At 37.1% G+C, this 16,138-nt stretch carries 11 protein-coding genes; 3 read left to right on the top strand and 8 right to left on the bottom strand.

What is annotated here, in order from left to right; genetic code table 11:
* Window positions 1-9 precede the first annotated feature (9 nt).
* The gene (locus tag FB2170_RS11650) at window positions 10-2,058 is read left to right on the top strand and encodes a tetratricopeptide repeat-containing sensor histidine kinase (protein WP_148232100.1); all 2,049 of its coding nucleotides are present in this window, start codon (window positions 10-12) and stop codon (window positions 2,056-2,058) included.
* Here FB2170_RS11650 and bshB1 read toward each other — a convergent pair.
* The 3 genes from bshB1 to FB2170_RS11635 all read right to left on the bottom strand — a co-directional run bounded on the left by bshB1 (window position 2,055) and on the right by FB2170_RS11635 (window position 5,524).
* Window positions 2,055-2,777, bottom strand: coding sequence for a bacillithiol biosynthesis deacetylase BshB1 (bshB1, locus tag FB2170_RS11645; protein WP_013306756.1), 723 nt, complete (start codon window positions 2,775-2,777; stop codon window positions 2,055-2,057). The genes FB2170_RS11650 and bshB1 overlap by 4 nt on opposite strands.
* Before the next feature lie 63 nt (window positions 2,778-2,840).
* Entirely contained in the window at window positions 2,841-4,016 is a 1,176-nt protein-coding gene (locus tag FB2170_RS11640) for a trans-sulfuration enzyme family protein (protein ID WP_013306755.1), read from the bottom strand.
* 98 nt (window positions 4,017-4,114) lie between these two features.
* Window positions 4,115-5,524 (bottom strand): MATE family efflux transporter, encoded by a 1,410-nt coding sequence (locus FB2170_RS11635; protein WP_013306754.1) that lies wholly within the window; start codon window positions 5,522-5,524, stop codon window positions 4,115-4,117.
* Between the two features lie 336 nt (window positions 5,525-5,860).
* Between FB2170_RS11635 and FB2170_RS11630 the strand changes: the two genes are divergently transcribed.
* Together FB2170_RS11630 and arsB are read left to right on the top strand one after the other, a co-directional pair.
* The gene (locus FB2170_RS11630) at window positions 5,861-6,490 is read left to right on the top strand and encodes a low molecular weight phosphatase family protein (protein WP_013306753.1); all 630 of its coding nucleotides are present in this window, start codon (window positions 5,861-5,863) and stop codon (window positions 6,488-6,490) included.
* A 3-nt stretch (window positions 6,491-6,493) separates the two neighbouring features.
* A complete protein-coding gene (gene arsB / locus FB2170_RS11625; RefSeq protein WP_013306752.1) occupies window positions 6,494-7,531 on the top strand; it encodes an ACR3 family arsenite efflux transporter in 1,038 nt (345 codons plus the stop codon).
* A gap of 23 nt (window positions 7,532-7,554) precedes the next feature.
* On the opposite strand, the gene FB2170_RS11620 is transcribed toward arsB, so the two are convergent.
* Genes FB2170_RS11620 through FB2170_RS11600 form a run of 5 tightly spaced genes read right to left on the bottom strand, consistent with a single transcriptional unit; the run spans window position 7,555 to window position 15,891 of the window.
* The gene (locus FB2170_RS11620; protein ID WP_013306751.1) at window positions 7,555-8,220 is read right to left on the bottom strand and encodes an ion channel; all 666 of its coding nucleotides are present in this window, start codon (window positions 8,218-8,220) and stop codon (window positions 7,555-7,557) included.
* A complete protein-coding gene (locus tag FB2170_RS11615; protein WP_013306750.1) occupies window positions 8,217-9,296 on the bottom strand; it encodes an adenylate/guanylate cyclase domain-containing protein in 1,080 nt (359 codons plus the stop codon). Before FB2170_RS11615 ends, FB2170_RS11620 begins: the two co-directional genes overlap by 4 nt.
* Before the next feature lie 16 nt (window positions 9,297-9,312).
* On the bottom strand, window positions 9,313-12,417 hold the full coding sequence (locus FB2170_RS11610; RefSeq protein WP_013306749.1) for an efflux RND transporter permease subunit: 3,105 nt from the start codon (window positions 12,415-12,417) through the stop codon (window positions 9,313-9,315).
* A gap of 26 nt (window positions 12,418-12,443) precedes the next feature.
* The gene (locus FB2170_RS11605; protein WP_041632828.1) at window positions 12,444-13,523 is read right to left on the bottom strand and encodes an efflux RND transporter periplasmic adaptor subunit; all 1,080 of its coding nucleotides are present in this window, start codon (window positions 13,521-13,523) and stop codon (window positions 12,444-12,446) included.
* 34 nt (window positions 13,524-13,557) lie between these two features.
* Window positions 13,558-15,891, bottom strand: a complete 2,334-nt coding sequence (locus FB2170_RS11600; protein ID WP_013306747.1) for a TolC family protein — start codon at window positions 15,889-15,891, stop codon at window positions 13,558-13,560.
* Window positions 15,892-16,138: the final 247 nt, after the last annotated feature.

The following is a 16,138-nucleotide window of genomic DNA, read 5'->3' as shown; positions in this document are numbered from 1 at the left end:
AAACCCAAATTGAAAAGGTCCCTTTTATTACTAATTATATTAGTGTTTGGATTCAACCAAATCTGTGCTCAACTAGCCCGTAGGGATAGTCTTGAGTATCAAATTAAGAAACAGCGCTCCGAACAAGGGTTTAGCCCAAAGGATAGTACTTTCATAAGCCTATTGAACAATTTAGGCTCCGAGTTACGTTATTATAAGACGGATAGTCTATTAGCACTTTCACAAGAAGCCTATAAATTGAGTGTCGACATTGGCAATGGTCATACCATGGGCGAATCTTTGGTTGGTATCGGAAATTTCTATTCAGATAAAGGTGATTATGATCAAGCTATAAAGAATTACCAAAAAGCATTGAATGCTACAAAACAACTAGAGAATAAGCATTTAACCCTTACTATTCTAAACAGTATTGCAGGGGCTTATGACTTTAAGGGTGATTATGCAGAAGCTCTTAGTGGATATTTGGAATGCATTGAAATAGCTACTCAAATAGACAATTTGACCATGCTGTCAATAGTCAATGAAAACATTGCTAATTTATATGCCGCTCAGAAAGATTTTAATCAGGCCATTGAGTTTTTCAAAACAGTAAAAAAAATAAACAAGAAGATAGGTAATGAAATTTACGCAGCGGAGACAATGAGCAACATGGCTTCCGTTTATGCCGATATGGGCAATTTGGAGTATGCAATGTTCAATATAAACAGCAGTATAACAACCTTTGAAAAACACAAAAAAATGGATTGGCTTGCCTATGCTTATGAAATAAAAGGCAAGACATATTTAAAAGAGAAAGACTATAAATGGGCTCTTTTTTGGTACAAACAAAGCGAAATGATCCATAAAAACCTTGAAGATGACAGAGGAGAGACTTCGTTGTTGAATGGCCTTTCAGAAGCCTATTTCGGTAAGGAAAAAGATAGCCTCTCTGAACAATATGCTTTAAGAGCATATGACATATCCAAAAAAATAAAATTTCATGAAGAAACGCAAAGAAGCTCATTCATTCTGTATAAATTAAAGAAAAATAAAGGTGATTTTGATTCAGCTTTGGCCTATCATGAGATTTATCAAACATTGAATGATACTTTATCGGCGAATAAAAATGAGAAGAATCTGACTATGCTGGTGACCAAGTTGGAGTATGAAAGACAAAAGGAAAGTCTAATGGCAGAGAACGCCAAGGCTCTTGCCAGCCAAAAAAGATACATTTATGCAGCATTGTTCATTCTTGTAATATTCTTGATTGTCACATTGATTGTTCGAAGAAATGAAAAAATCCAAAAAAGACTCAATACTGAACTTTATGATAAAACGGCTGAGTTGGTAAAGAATGAAAAAGAATTAAGAGACATAAATGAAACCAAGGATAAGCTATTCTCAATAATAGGGCATGACCTTAGAGGACCAATTGCCGCATTTCAAGGTCTTTTAAAACTCTATAGAGGAGGAGAAATCGATGGCAAGGAATTTTTACAATTTATCCCCAAATTAGGTGCGGACATTGACCATATTTCATTTACCCTAAACAACTTATTATCTTGGGGTAGAACCCAAATGAATGGATCTGTCACCAAGCCAGGTATTGTATCCTTGGAAAGCTTGGTGAATGAAAACATCAATTTACTTGATGAAACGGCCAAAGTCAAGTCTATTAATATCGTGAATAAATTGACTACTAAAACGCTGACCTGGTCTGACAATGATCAAATTGATATAGTTATTAGAAATTTAATGAGCAATGCCATCAAATTTACTCCTGAAAAAGGACTTATTACTATTGACGCCATTGAAAGAAGTAGTAATTGGGAAGTCTCAGTTCGAGATACAGGTGTTGGAATTGATATCGAAACTCAAAAGAAAATATTCAATAAAAACTCCAATGTAACCACATATGGAACCAATGATGAAAAAGGTACTGGATTAGGATTGTCCCTGTGTAAAGAAATGGTTGAAAAGAACAACGGCAAAATATGGGTTGAGAGCTTTATGGAAAACGGCTCATGCTTTTATTTTACCCTACCAAAAGTGAACAATAAGTTTCAGAAAGCCGGCTAAATCAAACTGCTTAAATTATTAACTCCAAGAAAGCGCTCCACGGTAAAACCTTCTGCATGCTGCACTCCTATCAACCTGCCTAAATCCCTTGCCCTATAATTGACACTGTCCAAGAAATTCTTACTACTGATAGGCGTTTCAGGTTCCTGACTTTTAGGGTCATGAAATTGAGATGAATATGCTAAAATTGATTCTATTTTCTTTTCAATAAATCCAGATACATCAACTACAAAATCAGGCTCTAAATTTTTCCATTGTATGTAGTGATAAACTTGCTTAGGACGCCATGGTTCCTGCCAGTTATCATCACCTTCCATTTTAGTATCAATCTTCATTAAGCCACTTAAAAAACAGGCGTCACTTACAAGTTTACTGCCCTTTGGATGGTCTATATGCCTATCATCAACTGCATTGCATAATACAATTTCTGGTTGATATTTTCTTAGCATACGAATAATCGCCATTTGATGAGGCCTGTCATTTGTAAAAAATCCATCTGCAAATTCCAAATTTTCTCTAACGGCTACTCCTAAAATCTTAGCAGCTTTTTTAGCTTCCTCATCTCGAATTTCAGCAGAACCTCTCGTTCCGAGCTCTCCTCTTGTTAAATCAACAATACCAACTTTTTTACCTTCTGCCACTTCTTTTGCAATAGTTGCTCCAGCTCCAAGCTCAGCATCATCTGGGTGTGCCCCAAAAACCAATATATCCAGTTTCATTTACTATTTTCTATTTAATAATTCCCAAAACATGGGAATGAATACTCATTTATTTTTAATGAATCAATCTGTCGAAACCATAGAACTATTCCTTACTTTTTCCAAAGCTTGTTCAATATCAGCAATCAAATCTTCAGCCTCCTCAATTCCAACTGAAAACCGAATCAACCCATCGGCTATTCCTTGATTTTTTCGTTCTTCCGGGCTCATTAAGGCATGGGAAGCCAATGTGGGCGACAGGACGGTACTTTCAACACCTGCCAAACTCATTGAAGGCTTTATCAAACTCAATGCCTTTTGAAATTCAGAAGCGTCATAACTTTTATCCAACTCAAAAGACATCATTCCTCCAAACCCCTTCATTTGGGCTTTAGCCAAATCATGTCCAGGATGATTTGGTAATCCAGGATAATAAACACGGTCTATTTCCTGATGTGCGTCTAAATATTCTGCCAAATATTGGGCATTTGCATTTTGTGCTTTTACCCTAATGCCCATTGTCTTTATACTGCGTTCCAAAAGCCAAACGGTATAGTCACTTAAACTACCGCCCAAATTTTTGGCCAAATGAAAAATACGTTCCATATTTTCTGCTGTGGATGCCACTGCGCCGGCACAGATATCAGAATGTCCCCCCATGTATTTAGTGGCACTATGAATGACGATCTCAATACCAAAGTCAAGAGGGTTTTGATTGACCGGACTAGCAAACGTATTATCTATCATAGAAACGAGTCCATGCTTTTTTGCAATTTTGCCAATAGCAGCCAAATCTGTTATTGTTAGTAACGGATTTGACGGTGTTTCAACAAAAATAACTTTGGTATTATCCTTTATCTTGGATTCAAAGTCCTGAGGTTCCAATCCTTCGGTAAAGGAAAATTCAATTCCATATTTCGAAAACTCCTCATTTACAAAATTATAGGTTCCCCCATAAAGCGCTTTCTGTAAAACAATATGATCCCCAGCCTGTAAAAAAGCAAGCAAGGCCGTACTGATTGCCGCCATTCCACTACCGAAAATCATTGCTGCCTCTGCATGTTCCAAAGCTGCAATTTTTTGGGATAACGCAACTTGGTTTGGTGTATTGAAGTATCGCGGATAGCGCTTTACGTCTACATCCTCAAAGGCATAGGAAGTACTCATGTACAAAGGAGAAATAGCTCCTTTGAACTGTTCATCATGTATTTCACCCACATGGGTGCAAATTGTGTTAACCCCTTTGTTACTCTTGCCCATTATCTGGTTTTTAATGAAAGTTAAAGTTATGAAATTCCAATAAACAAATTAATCATATTGCCAAATGGCTTGCTTGTATTTGGAAAGAACATTATTCATTATACTTGAACTCTTTTCCAATTTCCTTTTTTGAACCATACGATTGCGATTACTGCAAGCAAGACCTCAGCCAAAGTAATGGCCAGGAATACGCCCAGTGCACCCATTTTAAAAGTAATGGCCGCCAAATAGGCAAACGGTAGCTGAAACATCCAAAAAGCGATTAGATTTATTTTGGTTGGAGTTTTGGTATCTCCAGAACCATTAAAAGCCTGTGTAACAACCATACCGTATGCGTAGAAAATATAACCCGCAGCAATTATCTGAAGACAGAGTCCGCCATTTTCTACAACTACCGGGTTATCATTGAACCAACCTACTATATCATGGGCAAAAAGCAAATATATCACTGAGACAATAGCCATAAAATAAGCATTGTATTTACCTGTTTTCCAAACCGAAATTTCTGCTCTTTCTGGTTGCTTGGCCCCTAAATTTTGACCGACTAATGTTGCTGCTGCATTACTCATTCCCCATGAAGGCATCAAAGTAAAAAGCATTACTCTGATTGCAATTGTATAGCCTGCAAGTACTTCACTTCCAAATTCGGACATCATACGCATTAAAAATACCCAACTGGATGTTCCAATTAAGAACTGTGCTATACCTCCCATTGAGACCTTAATCAAATTGATCATCGTAGAAATTCGAACTACAACATCTTTTAGACCTATTTTAATTCGGCTCCATCCAAAGAATAGGATTCCCAATTGAAATAACACCGCCGTTCCACGACCAATATTTGTAGCAATGGCCGCGCCCATAACTCCGTATTCAGGAATAGGGCCCCATCCAAAAATAAAAATGGGATCTAGAATAATATTGAGGCCATTCGAAAGTACCAATGTCCACATAGCGATTGAAGCATCACCGGCTCCTCTAAAAATAGCGTTTATCAAGAACAATAAAAGTATGGTAATGTTCCCGCCAATAAGCAATTGGGTATAGCCATACCCTTCATTGATCAAGTCTTGTTCGGCTCCCATTAGGGCAAGAATCTCCTTTGCATAAAGAAAACCTATAACCCCTACTATAAGTGCAACAACAATACCCAGAAGAATGGCCTGCACTGCGGATTCTCTTGCACCTTTTATATCCTTCTCCCCTATTCTACGAGCAACTACGGCAGTTGCCGCCATACTTAACCCAATGGCCACGGCATATACAAGGGTGATTACAGATTCTGTTAGGCCAATTGTTGCCACAGCATTTACACTGACTTGAGATACATAGGCAATGTCTACAATTGCAAAAATGGATTCCATCATCATTTCCAAAATCATGGGAATGGAGAGCATAAATATCGCCTTGCGAATACTACCTGATGTGAATTCGGTTTCTTTACCAGTAACGGCAATTATGAAATAATTGAAAAGTTGTTTAAGCGTAAGTTTATTTTGAGTTGTCATTTTTATTGAATTATGTTGGAAAGAAGAAAAAAGATGTTGCAAGAAGTACGACTTTTAGTCGATTACTTCCTGGCCACTATCGCCAAAACATCTATAAATAACATAATTCGCTTACTTCATGATAAAGCAAAGATGCAAAAAATAATTTAATCCTTGAGAATTGATTCGGAAGCAATGATAATTAACGAAGTATTTTAAGTTTAAATAAAACCTTTCAATTGGATTATTGCAATATGCACAAAACAAGATTAAATTCGCTGTAACAATGTTTTTAATCATCCTTAATTACGATTGTACCGAATAGTAAAACCATCATTTGTCAAAGCAGAAAAGAAAATGAACACAACTGAAGTCTTCAAGGACATCAAAGATGTTATTGACAGTTTAGAAACTGAAAGCATCCCAGATGAAAGAAAAGTAGTTTTAAAACCATTCATAGAATATATTCAAGGAAAGGTAAAGTCCAAAAAGGAAATTCGTCTAAATTTCATTTGCACCCATAACTCACGTCGTAGCCATTTGTCCCAAGTATGGGCACAGGCTTTGTCCTGTCATATGAATATTCCAAATGTAATGTGCTATTCAGGAGGAACCGAGGCTACTGCCCTATATCCTGTCGCTGCACAAACATTGACTGGGTTAGGTTTCAAAATTACCGCCCTATCGGAAGGGAGTAATCCCGTCTATGCTATAAAATATGCCGAAAATGCACACCCTATCATTGGTTTTTCAAAAAGATTTAATGACGAGTTTAATCCAAGTTCAGGGTTTTTGGCAATAATGACCTGCTCTGAAGCAGATAGCGGTTGTCCATTTGTATCTGGTGCTGAACAACGCCTACCTGTAACCTTTGAAGATCCTAAGGCATTTGACAATACCCCTTTACAAAAAGAAAAATACAAAGAAAGAGCTATTCAAATTGCTACCGAATTAGTGTATGTGTTTTCTCAAATTGATTTAGCTTAAAGCATGAAGAAAAAATTAAGCTTCTTAGACAATTATCTGACCCTTTGGATTTTTCTGGCCATGGCTGCAGGAGTTTTGATAGGGTACGCGATTCCGTCATTTCCAAAGGTCATCAATTCATTAAGTAGTGGTACAACGAACTTACCCATTGCAATTGGGTTGATATTAATGATGTACCCACCTTTGGCAAAGGTAAATTATGCCCTATTACCAAAAGTCTTTCAAAACACAAAAATCCTATCAATTTCACTGATTCTCAATTGGATAATTGGTCCGGTCTTAATGTTTTTATTGGCTATTACATTTTTGCGGGATTACCCTGAATACATGGTAGGGTTGATTCTAATTGGTCTTGCACGTTGTATTGCCATGGTTTTGGTATGGAACGACCTTGCGGAAGGAAGCAGCGAATATGGGGCCGGATTAGTAGCTTTGAACAGTATATTCCAAGTTTTTGCCTATAGTTTTTATGCATGGATTTTTATCACGGTTCTTCCACCCTATTTTGGTTTCGAAGGTGCTATTGTCGATATCTCAATAGGGACAATTGCTGAAAGTGTTGCCATTTATTTGGGCATTCCTTTTCTGTTAGGCATATTATCCAGAACCATTTTAGTAAAACTTAAGGGTGAAGAATGGTATTCCACCAAGTTCATTCCAACAATTTCACCTATGACTTTGATTGCTCTTTTGTTCACGATTGTAATCATGTTTTCTTTAAAGGGTGAATTGATTGTTGAAATACCTTTTGATGTATTGATAATTGCAATACCATTGTTGGTATATTTTGCAATTATGTTCTTTATTGGTTTTTTCGTCAGCAAAGCAATGGGCGCTAATTATGACAAAAACGCTGCTATATCATTTACTGCTGCAGGAAACAATTTTGAATTGGCCATTGCAGTTGCCATAGCGGTTTTTGGTTTAAATTCTGGGCAGGCCTTTGCCGGTGTAATAGGCCCTTTAGTAGAAGTACCAGCACTTATCTTATTGGTACGCGTTTCTTTTTGGTTACGAAAAAAATACTATATAAAAGAATGAGTTCTATCTCCAGAAAGCAAAACCTATTTTTTTCTATGTACAATATATTTCTCTACTACCACAGCAGTGATAATCACTAAATAAAATTGCCCAGCCAAACCAGTTAAGATCGCTGCTTTCTGAGCTACAGGTGTTAATGGGATTATCTCACCGTAACCAATGGTTAACAATGTGATATAACTATAATACAGAAGGGAATCTATACGTTCAGTTAAATTTTCGCTTGCCATCAGAAGGCCTTCAAATGAACCAGGATTGGCCATTTCAATGCTTATGAACATAAAAAATGCCAGTAAACCCAAGGACACATAACCACTCATAAGACCTATGATTACGTTTTTATTTACGGATTTAGCCCGCCAAACTTGTTTGATTATTTCTAAAGTAACAACAATGTAAAAGACAAAATAAACGCCCATTCTTATAAATTGATACGAATCGGTTTGTGTCTTTTTTAATATGCTACCCCCAAATACAAAGGCTGCAATTGCAAACAATAAAATAAAAGCCCACATAAGCTTTTTCTTGTTCGAAATCAGTAGTATACCTGCAGCAATATTTAAAAGAAACAACATAGGGGATAAAACTTCCTCAAACCATACTACAGGAAATACCAAGGACCCAAAAAGAACAGCTATTTGACTGGTAAAAAACAGTTCGAAACGATAAGGGTATAGTTTTTTTATCATAACTCGCTGAGGGTATGTATATTAATTTCTTTGTGTTTTCCTTTTAAGAGAACAGTACCTAAAGACGCAGTCGTATAAGCTTTATTGACTCTTAAGTCTTTTAACAAAGTCTCGGAAATCAAAATTGGGACATTGTGCTTATTACATTCCCCTTGAATTCGTGCTGAGGTATTGATTACATCGCCATGATAGGCAAGTTCTTTCTTAACAATACCGACTTCGGCCACCATTAGAACGCCACCGTGTAATCCTGCCTTGAATTCTGGGACTACGCCATATTTTTCGGAATAATAATCCCTCTTTGCCAATTTTTGTCGCCGAAAGTCAAAAAACAAACCCACGCAGTTGTTGTTTACCAATCCTTTTTTATAAGGCCAGCTCAACACAGCTTCATCTCCCACATATTGATAAATTTCGGCATCATATTTTGGAACTACTTCATTGAGGTCATAAAAACAATCTTGAATCAGTTGGCTGTATTTAAAATGCCCCAATTCCTCCGCAATAGCCGTAGAACTCTTTAAATCCAAAAACATAAAAATGCGCTTTTCCTCTTTTGGATTCTTGTATTTACCCAATAGCATTTTTAAGAACACACCTTTTCCAAACTTTTCACTGGCAATCTCTATGAACGAAAAAACCAGGGACAACAGGACAATATAAAGTAGGACCGTCCAAAATGTTTTGTTGGTGCGCCACCACCCTTTTCCGTGGTCTATATTAACTTCCCCAACGTTTGAAAAAATCTCCAGTACAAGAGTGAAAATAACAATGGTCGCAGTAAAGTAAACAAAGGTTTCAATTACTAAGCGAAGCCCAAGCGATAATTTCTTAGGGCCATATTTATCAAAAACAAAATCAATGACAGCGTACAAAATACCAATCGAAAAGCCTGTGAAAACATGATGCAAAACTATTTTCGATATATGTGTCTCTGCTAAATTTCCTGAAAGCAAAATACCTTCATTATCATCGATACCATAATACCTGAATATTCCGAACAAGCCTATGCCAATAGACCAAAACAAAAGGGGCTTCCACAGTAATCTAAAAAAATGTCCAAGGTTTTGATTCATTTAACCAATACGAAAATTAGTTTTCCAAAAGATCTTTATTAAATGTGTAATCCTTATAATCCACTTTATAAAGAACACTAAAAAACGAAGGAATAAAAACCAAGGTAATTATCGTTCCAAAAAGAAGTCCTACCATAATGCCTACTGCCATTCCTTCCCACATTTCGCCTCCACTTAAATATAGGGGAATTAATCCTAAAACAGTCGTGAACGTGGCCAACAGTATGGGCCTAAAGCGTTGTAAACAAGCCGCGATTACTGCATCTTGCACCTTATCCTTGGTCTTGATCTCTATTTCTATGCGGTCTATCAATACAATAGCATTGTTAATGACAATCCCTGCCAATGAAATCACTCCTAAAAATGGCATAAACCCAAATGGCTCTTGAAAGACCAATAAACCAATTACAACTCCGATAATTGCAAGTGGAATCGTTAAGAGAACCATAGTCGTTTTTCTAAAGGAGTTGAATTGAATAATCAATAGCATAAAGATGATAAATCCAGAAAGCGGTAAATACGATATAACGGCGCCCATATTTTCGCTTGTGCTTTTCGCATCACCCCCTAGCTGATAGCTATACCCTGCTGGCCAGTTCTGTGTCTGCTCGTCTAACCATGGAGTTACTTCATTCATAATCGCCGAAGCATTTCCTGTATCGGTTATTTCACTCGACACATTAATGGTTCGGTCTAGATCCAATCGTTTTATCTTGGTGTATTGCCATTGTGGAACTAGGTTCGCCACTTGCAATAAGGGAACGCTTTTTCCAGAATTCTGGGAATAGATGTTCATGGTTTCCAAAGATTCCAATGTCTGCTGCTGACTAGCGTCACCTCGCATAATAATGGGTATCGATTTGTCATTTTCTCTGTAAGAACCTGTATTGAAACCATCCAAAACCGTTTGTAAGGATGTAGCAATATCTTGATTGGTTACCCCCGCAATTTGTGCCTTGTTCTGATCAATATCGATTACGAATTTTTTACTTTTCGGGCCCCAGTCGTCTTTAATGTTCTTTGTTCCTGAAATGCTAAATAATTTTTGCTTCACGGTTTCAGCCAATATTGCCAATTGATCGGGGTCTTTTCCTTGTACTTTGATTTCAATAGGCGTACCACCACCCCCAGCCCCTAAAGGTCCAACTTTAATATCCGCATTAGGAAAACTCTTTAATGAATAGTCATCTAATTTATTTATGAGGTATTGATTGACAGTTGCATCTGACGTGTTTACCAAAATATGTGCATAACTTGAATTCGCCTCATCAGGATTATAACCTAAATCATAGGATTCCGGCCCTTCTCCAATGTACGATAACCAATCTGAAACACCATTTAGCCGGGATTCGGTTACTTGCAATGAATCTTTTATAAATACTTCAATTTCTTTTACCAATTCCTGGGTCCGTTCAATTTTTGTTCCCTGAGGAAGATTAATATTAATGGTGATCATATTACGATCACTATCCGGGAAAAAGAGAAATTCGATTTTTGTAAATCCCCACAACGAAACTATAAAGGCACCAAAAATTGTTAAAAGAACCAAAGCCTTACGCGATAAGGCAAATAGTATCAAATCTTTATAATACACTTTTAAATTATTGATCAATTTATCAATAAAGCTTTCCTTTTTGTCTACGCCAATCTTTAAAAACAAGAAACAGAATAAAGTAATTACTGTCAGCGAAATAAACCATGAAGACACCAAGGCAATCGTAATAACCACAAATATGGGCCCGGTGATATCTCCCATTATAGATTCTGCCAAGTAAAAGGATAAGAAAGCCGCTGAGGTGGTTAGCGTTGAAATCAATAAGGGAGTAAATAATTCGGAACAAGAATCAATGGCTGCTTTTTTGGCAGAAACCCCCTGCTCCATTTTAACCATAATCGATTCCGAGACCACAATAGCATTGTCGACCATCATCCCCAATGCCATGATTAACGCGGCCAAAGTCACCTGATTTAAGCCGACATCGATAATACCCATTACCATAAGCGTCGTAATGGTTACAATTGGCACAAGGCTGGCAATTATAAAGCCTGTTCTAAAACCCAAAAAGACCAACATTACCAATAAGACTATGGCTATTGACTGCATTAAATTACTAATGAAGTTAACAATGCTATTGTCTACATAGGCATCTAAAGACGACAACCGTGAAATTTCCAATCCAATGGGAAGCTTTTCTTCCCATTGTTTCAAAACAGTATCTACTTCTTCTCCTAATCTCACAATGTTCGCCCCTTCAATCAGTGAAATATGTAATGAAAGTGCATTTAATCCATTTACTTGTACTATTTGCTTAGGAGGATCTATGTACCCTTTCTTAACGGTTGTAATATCTTCCAAATACACAACCTGACTACCATCACCTACAGGCACCAAGGTTTTTTTAATATCATCTACCTCATTAAAATTCCCCGTGGGTTCCAATACAATGCGTTCGTCCTCTAGATTTATTTGTCCTCCAGAACTCAGTATATTGGTTGAGGCAATACTACTTTGTAGTTTATTGGCAGTTAAACCATATTCCTTTAATCGTGCATTATCAAACTCCACAAAAACCCTTTCCTCCTGAATACCTCCAACTTCTACTTTGGCGGCATTGTCCAATTTTATTAGATCATCTTTCAGGTCATCTGCGTATTCCTTCATTTCGGCATAAGAGAACCCGTCACTCTTAAGACCGACAACAATGCCATATACTTCCCCAATTCCATCATCATTTAAGTTAGGGGTTACATTATCAGGTAAGCCTTGAACAGCATCGATTTTTCTACGCAATCTATCCCAAACAGATTGTAGGTCTTTTGGTTTTACAATGTCCTTTAACGAAACACTGACTATTGAAAGTCCTGTACGTGACGTACTACTAACTTCTTTTAATTCGGGTAATTCCTGTACTACCTTTTCAATTTTATCGGTTACCAAGAGCTCCACACGCTCCGGGCTGGCTCCTGGAAATTGTGATACTATAGTAGCAACCCTTATTGTATAAGGTGGCATACTGTCTCTAGACAATGATTGGTATAAGGATACCCCTAATAGAACTATTACCGCAAGTACGGTATAGGTAATTCTATTTTTTTCTATGGAAAATTGGGTTAAATTCATATGTTGGTTTTTTGAGTAGGACTTGTTTATTGCAAACGTACTTGTTGACCATTCAATAATGTCTGCAAACCTGCGGTTGCTATTTTTTGTCCTGCCGAAAGGCCGCTTTTTATTTCGAACCCTTCAGAAGTCAACCCACCGATCGTGACCTGTTGTTTTTTTGCTATGCCCTGTTTACCGTCTTCAGATTCTATGATAAAAACAAAATTTCCCTCTGAATCCTCACCAACGGACTTTGCTGGAACCGTCACAATATTTCCTTTATTGTCTCCATTGCCAAAATCAAAGGTCACATTGGTTGCCATCCCTGATTTTATATCATCTATAGGATCAACAATGATTACCCGTACTGGATAGGTAGATGTATTACTATCGACAGAAGGAGCCACCTCCGACACCTTCCCTTTAAAGGTCTTATCTCCAAGAGCCGAAAATGTAAGCTGCACAGGCATTTCCTGTATTACATTGTTAATCACACTCTCAGGTATGCCTAAACTAATTTCCATGTCGCCGCTTACGTTGAGGACCGCAATGTTCTGCCCTGCACTTACAAATTCATTAATCTCAGCATTTACAGATGCAATGGTTCCATCTGCCGGTGCATATAAATATCCGTACCCTATCTGGTCTTGTTGTATATCAACTGTTCGTTTTGCCGATTCATGACTTGCCTTGGCAGTAAGAAAAGAATTTTTAGCGCTTTCATAATCACTAAGCGAGGAACTTCCTTTCTCATAAAGTGAGCGTACCCTGTCCAAATTTGATTTTGCCGTATTCATTTGAGAGGCAGCACTATTAAGCGAGGAAACCGCATTCTCATAATTCAAACGTGATTGAACATTGTCCAGTTTCGCCAATAATTGTCTTTTTTTTACTTTTTGCCCCAATTTAATGTCAAAGGTGGTAATGATACCTCCATTTCTAAAGGTTAAATTAACCACTTCGTCGGTTTTAGAAGTCCCACTAAAGGTTCGCGATTTTTCTCCCCCCAAGTAACCCACTTCTTGATAACTAACGGGGCGTACTATCTTGTTTTCTTCTTTTTTTTCATCCCCGCATGAAATGAAAATCAACATCGTAATTATGGGTATATATAAATATTTCATATGTTGGTTTTTTTAGTTTCCTGTTTTGATATTATTAATTTCTGTTCAACATAAACTCGCCAAACCGTTGAATAAACTCTTGATTTTCAGTTTCGGTATGCAATAGAAGATATCCTCCTAAATAGCGCTCCATCTGCAAAAAACTCAAGAGGAAGTTATAGCTAGCATTCGCTTTGGATAATCTTGCCTGTAAATAATTGCGCTGCGCATCCAACAACTGTGTTATAGGTACAGCCCCATTTAAATAGGACGACTGTGTTAAATCAAGGCTTTCCTTAGCGGTTTCCTCAGATACTTTGGAAAGCTCAATATTGGCAATCTCATTGATAATGTTCAGCACTGCATCATTAACATTACGCTCGATATTCAATTGCGTATTTTCTTTATTGATATTCAACTGATCTTGTTGAATTAGCGCTGTTTGTTTGTTTATGTTTTGTTGATATTGCTGAAAAATAGGAATAGAGACATTAAGCCCTATATTATAATTATCATTTAAAGTAGGTGCTGGAATGCTCCCTACCCCCCATTGATTAAAATCTCGATTGTATTGGCCCTGTAACCCCAAGGTTGGCACAAACCTGCCGTAACTATTAAGTTTTAGACTACGTTCGTTGGCTTTCAAATTATAATCCAATGATTTTAGCTCAGGAGCTACGTTTTTTGCCTCTTCAATTAAAAATGCCACAAAATGTTTACGCGTTGTGGGATCATCAATAAGTCCCCCGATTCTTTTATAGTTATAATTTTTAAATAACCCTTCTTCCAATTCTGCATCTACAACATCAATCTCGTAATCAATGGGGTTGTTAAGCAATTGGTTCAAGCCATAGAAGGCCTGATCCAATTGATTTCCAGCTTCTACCAAAGTCTGTGTATTTTGCGCCCGCTCACTCTTAAATCGTAAAACATCAGTCTTACTGGCTTGGCCTGCTTCATAGTTTTGTTCGGCGATTTGCAAGTTCTTTTCTGTGACTTCAAGGTTCTGAGCTTGTATCTGTACGTTGGTTTTTAGTATCAACGTATTAAAGTAAGCAGTAGACGCATTTAAAATGGCATCAAGTTCAGCCGCATTATAAGTCTCTTGTTGTGCTTTTTCAAGATTCTTTTGAATAGCAATGTTGGCGTTTGCAGCTTCTGAAAATATGGTCTGATTTAGAACTATACTCCCATTTGTACTGTATTCAGGGTTTTGTCCACCTGAAATTTCAGCCACCCTGGGATCCAAATAACTTCCTGTCGCGTTTGCTGAAACATTGGGGTAATAATTACTCTTTGCTGTTTTTACCTCCTGCTTTGCCAAGGCAACACTTTTCCTTTCGGATTGTAGGGAAAGATTATTTTCAGTAACCTCTTTCATTACGTCCAACAAAGTATATGTCCGTTTAGAAAGAACATTCTTAAAATCGCCAACGAAATCGATAGTTGTGATAAGGCTATATTTTATTGGCACTCCCACCAATTCAGCGGTATTATAATTTACCGTCAGATTGTTATCGGAATCAAGAAAAATAGGCAATTTAGAAGGGTTGGTGCCATTTACAATGGCTTCGATATCCAAGGCAATTCTTCTAAAGAATATATTCATATTTTCCTTGGCCTGGTTGGTTGCCAAGAGCCCTATTGATACATCATCAATATTTGTAGCCGTAAACGAAGGCAACTCATTAGCTATTAAAAAATCGGCCAGCTCTTTGATTTCGTCAAGAGTAAGAAGAAAACCTCCCGCCAAATAAACAGCATCAAAACCCTCTAAACTATTTTTAATATCATCAACATTGCCAAAGGGAACCAATTCAAAAGATGCACCGATTTTTGTCAATTCTTTGTCTAATGTCTCTTTTAATGGAACTACGGTCGGCAGAAAATCCTCAACCAAAATACCAAGATTTTGATAATCGTAAAGGCTTTTGAACGTTTGCAAATCTTTTTTATATGATTGCGAAGTGATCAAATACGTAAAATTGTCAATTCCTGAGGACTGCTTATTTGGGTCAATATCTACCAAGTCACTATTAACCGCTCCGAAAAGAATTGTCGGTTTTTTATGAACGGTTTGTTTAGTAATCACCAAATTGTTCACAGTGCCAAAGGCCAAAATAATATCTGTCGAGGAATCATTAATTAAGGATTCATAGTTCGATTGCGCACTCTGCAAATCAAACCCATTACCCAAGACCTCACCAAAAAGGATGGTGGCGTCTTGCCCAACTACCGCTTTAATTTCATTCTGTAATTGTGTAAACAACCCCTCCATTTCTTCGGAAGTTTTATCAGCAAGAATACTTATCGTTACTGTTTTTGCGCTTTGCGAAAACCCAAAACCCGTTATGAACAACATCAGGAACAATGCAGTAACATTTCTCATTTTTTTTAGATTAGTGAATACCAATAAATGTATTAATTTAAAGATAAACTATTTATATTTTGTTATTCTGCTCTACAACCAATGGTCGAAATGCCCTTTACGATGAAGAGTAGATATGTTTGTTTTTGTAAAATCTTGGCGAAGTTATTTCTTCTGTATAAGTATCAATTGGATAAAATGGTCATTTTTGGACCACTCACCTCAGCAACCGAGTTAGAACATCATTCTTTGTAAAAAACTATAAAGA

The organism is Maribacter sp. HTCC2170 (assembly GCF_000153165.2).
GTDB lineage: Bacteria > Bacteroidota > Bacteroidia > Flavobacteriales > Flavobacteriaceae > Maribacter_A.
The sequence above is the reverse complement of the archived record's forward strand: the minus strand, read 5'-3'. Positions and strand labels throughout refer to the sequence as shown.

Coding starts and splice junctions, on each gene's coding strand:
- FB2170_RS11615 (WP_013306750.1), bottom strand. CDS start 9,296: ATGAATCAAAACCTTGGACATTTTTTTAGATTACTGTGGAAGCCCCTT.
- FB2170_RS11605 (WP_041632828.1), bottom strand. CDS start 13,523: ATGAAATATTTATATATACCCATAATTACGATGTTGATTTTCATTTCA.
- arsB (WP_013306752.1), top strand. CDS start 6,494: ATGAAGAAAAAATTAAGCTTCTTAGACAATTATCTGACCCTTTGGATT.
- FB2170_RS11640 (WP_013306755.1), bottom strand. CDS start 4,016: ATGGGCAAGAGTAACAAAGGGGTTAACACAATTTGCACCCATGTGGGT.
- FB2170_RS11610 (WP_013306749.1), bottom strand. CDS start 12,417: ATGAATTTAACCCAATTTTCCATAGAAAAAAATAGAATTACCTATACC.
- bshB1 (WP_013306756.1), bottom strand. CDS start 2,777: ATGAAACTGGATATATTGGTTTTTGGGGCACACCCAGATGATGCTGAG.
- FB2170_RS11600 (WP_013306747.1), bottom strand. CDS start 15,891: ATGAGAAATGTTACTGCATTGTTCCTGATGTTGTTCATAACGGGTTTT.
- FB2170_RS11630 (WP_013306753.1), top strand. CDS start 5,861: ATGAACACAACTGAAGTCTTCAAGGACATCAAAGATGTTATTGACAGT.
- FB2170_RS11635 (WP_013306754.1), bottom strand. CDS start 5,524: ATGACAACTCAAAATAAACTTACGCTTAAACAACTTTTCAATTATTTC.
- FB2170_RS11620 (WP_013306751.1), bottom strand. CDS start 8,220: ATGATAAAAAAACTATACCCTTATCGTTTCGAACTGTTTTTTACCAGT.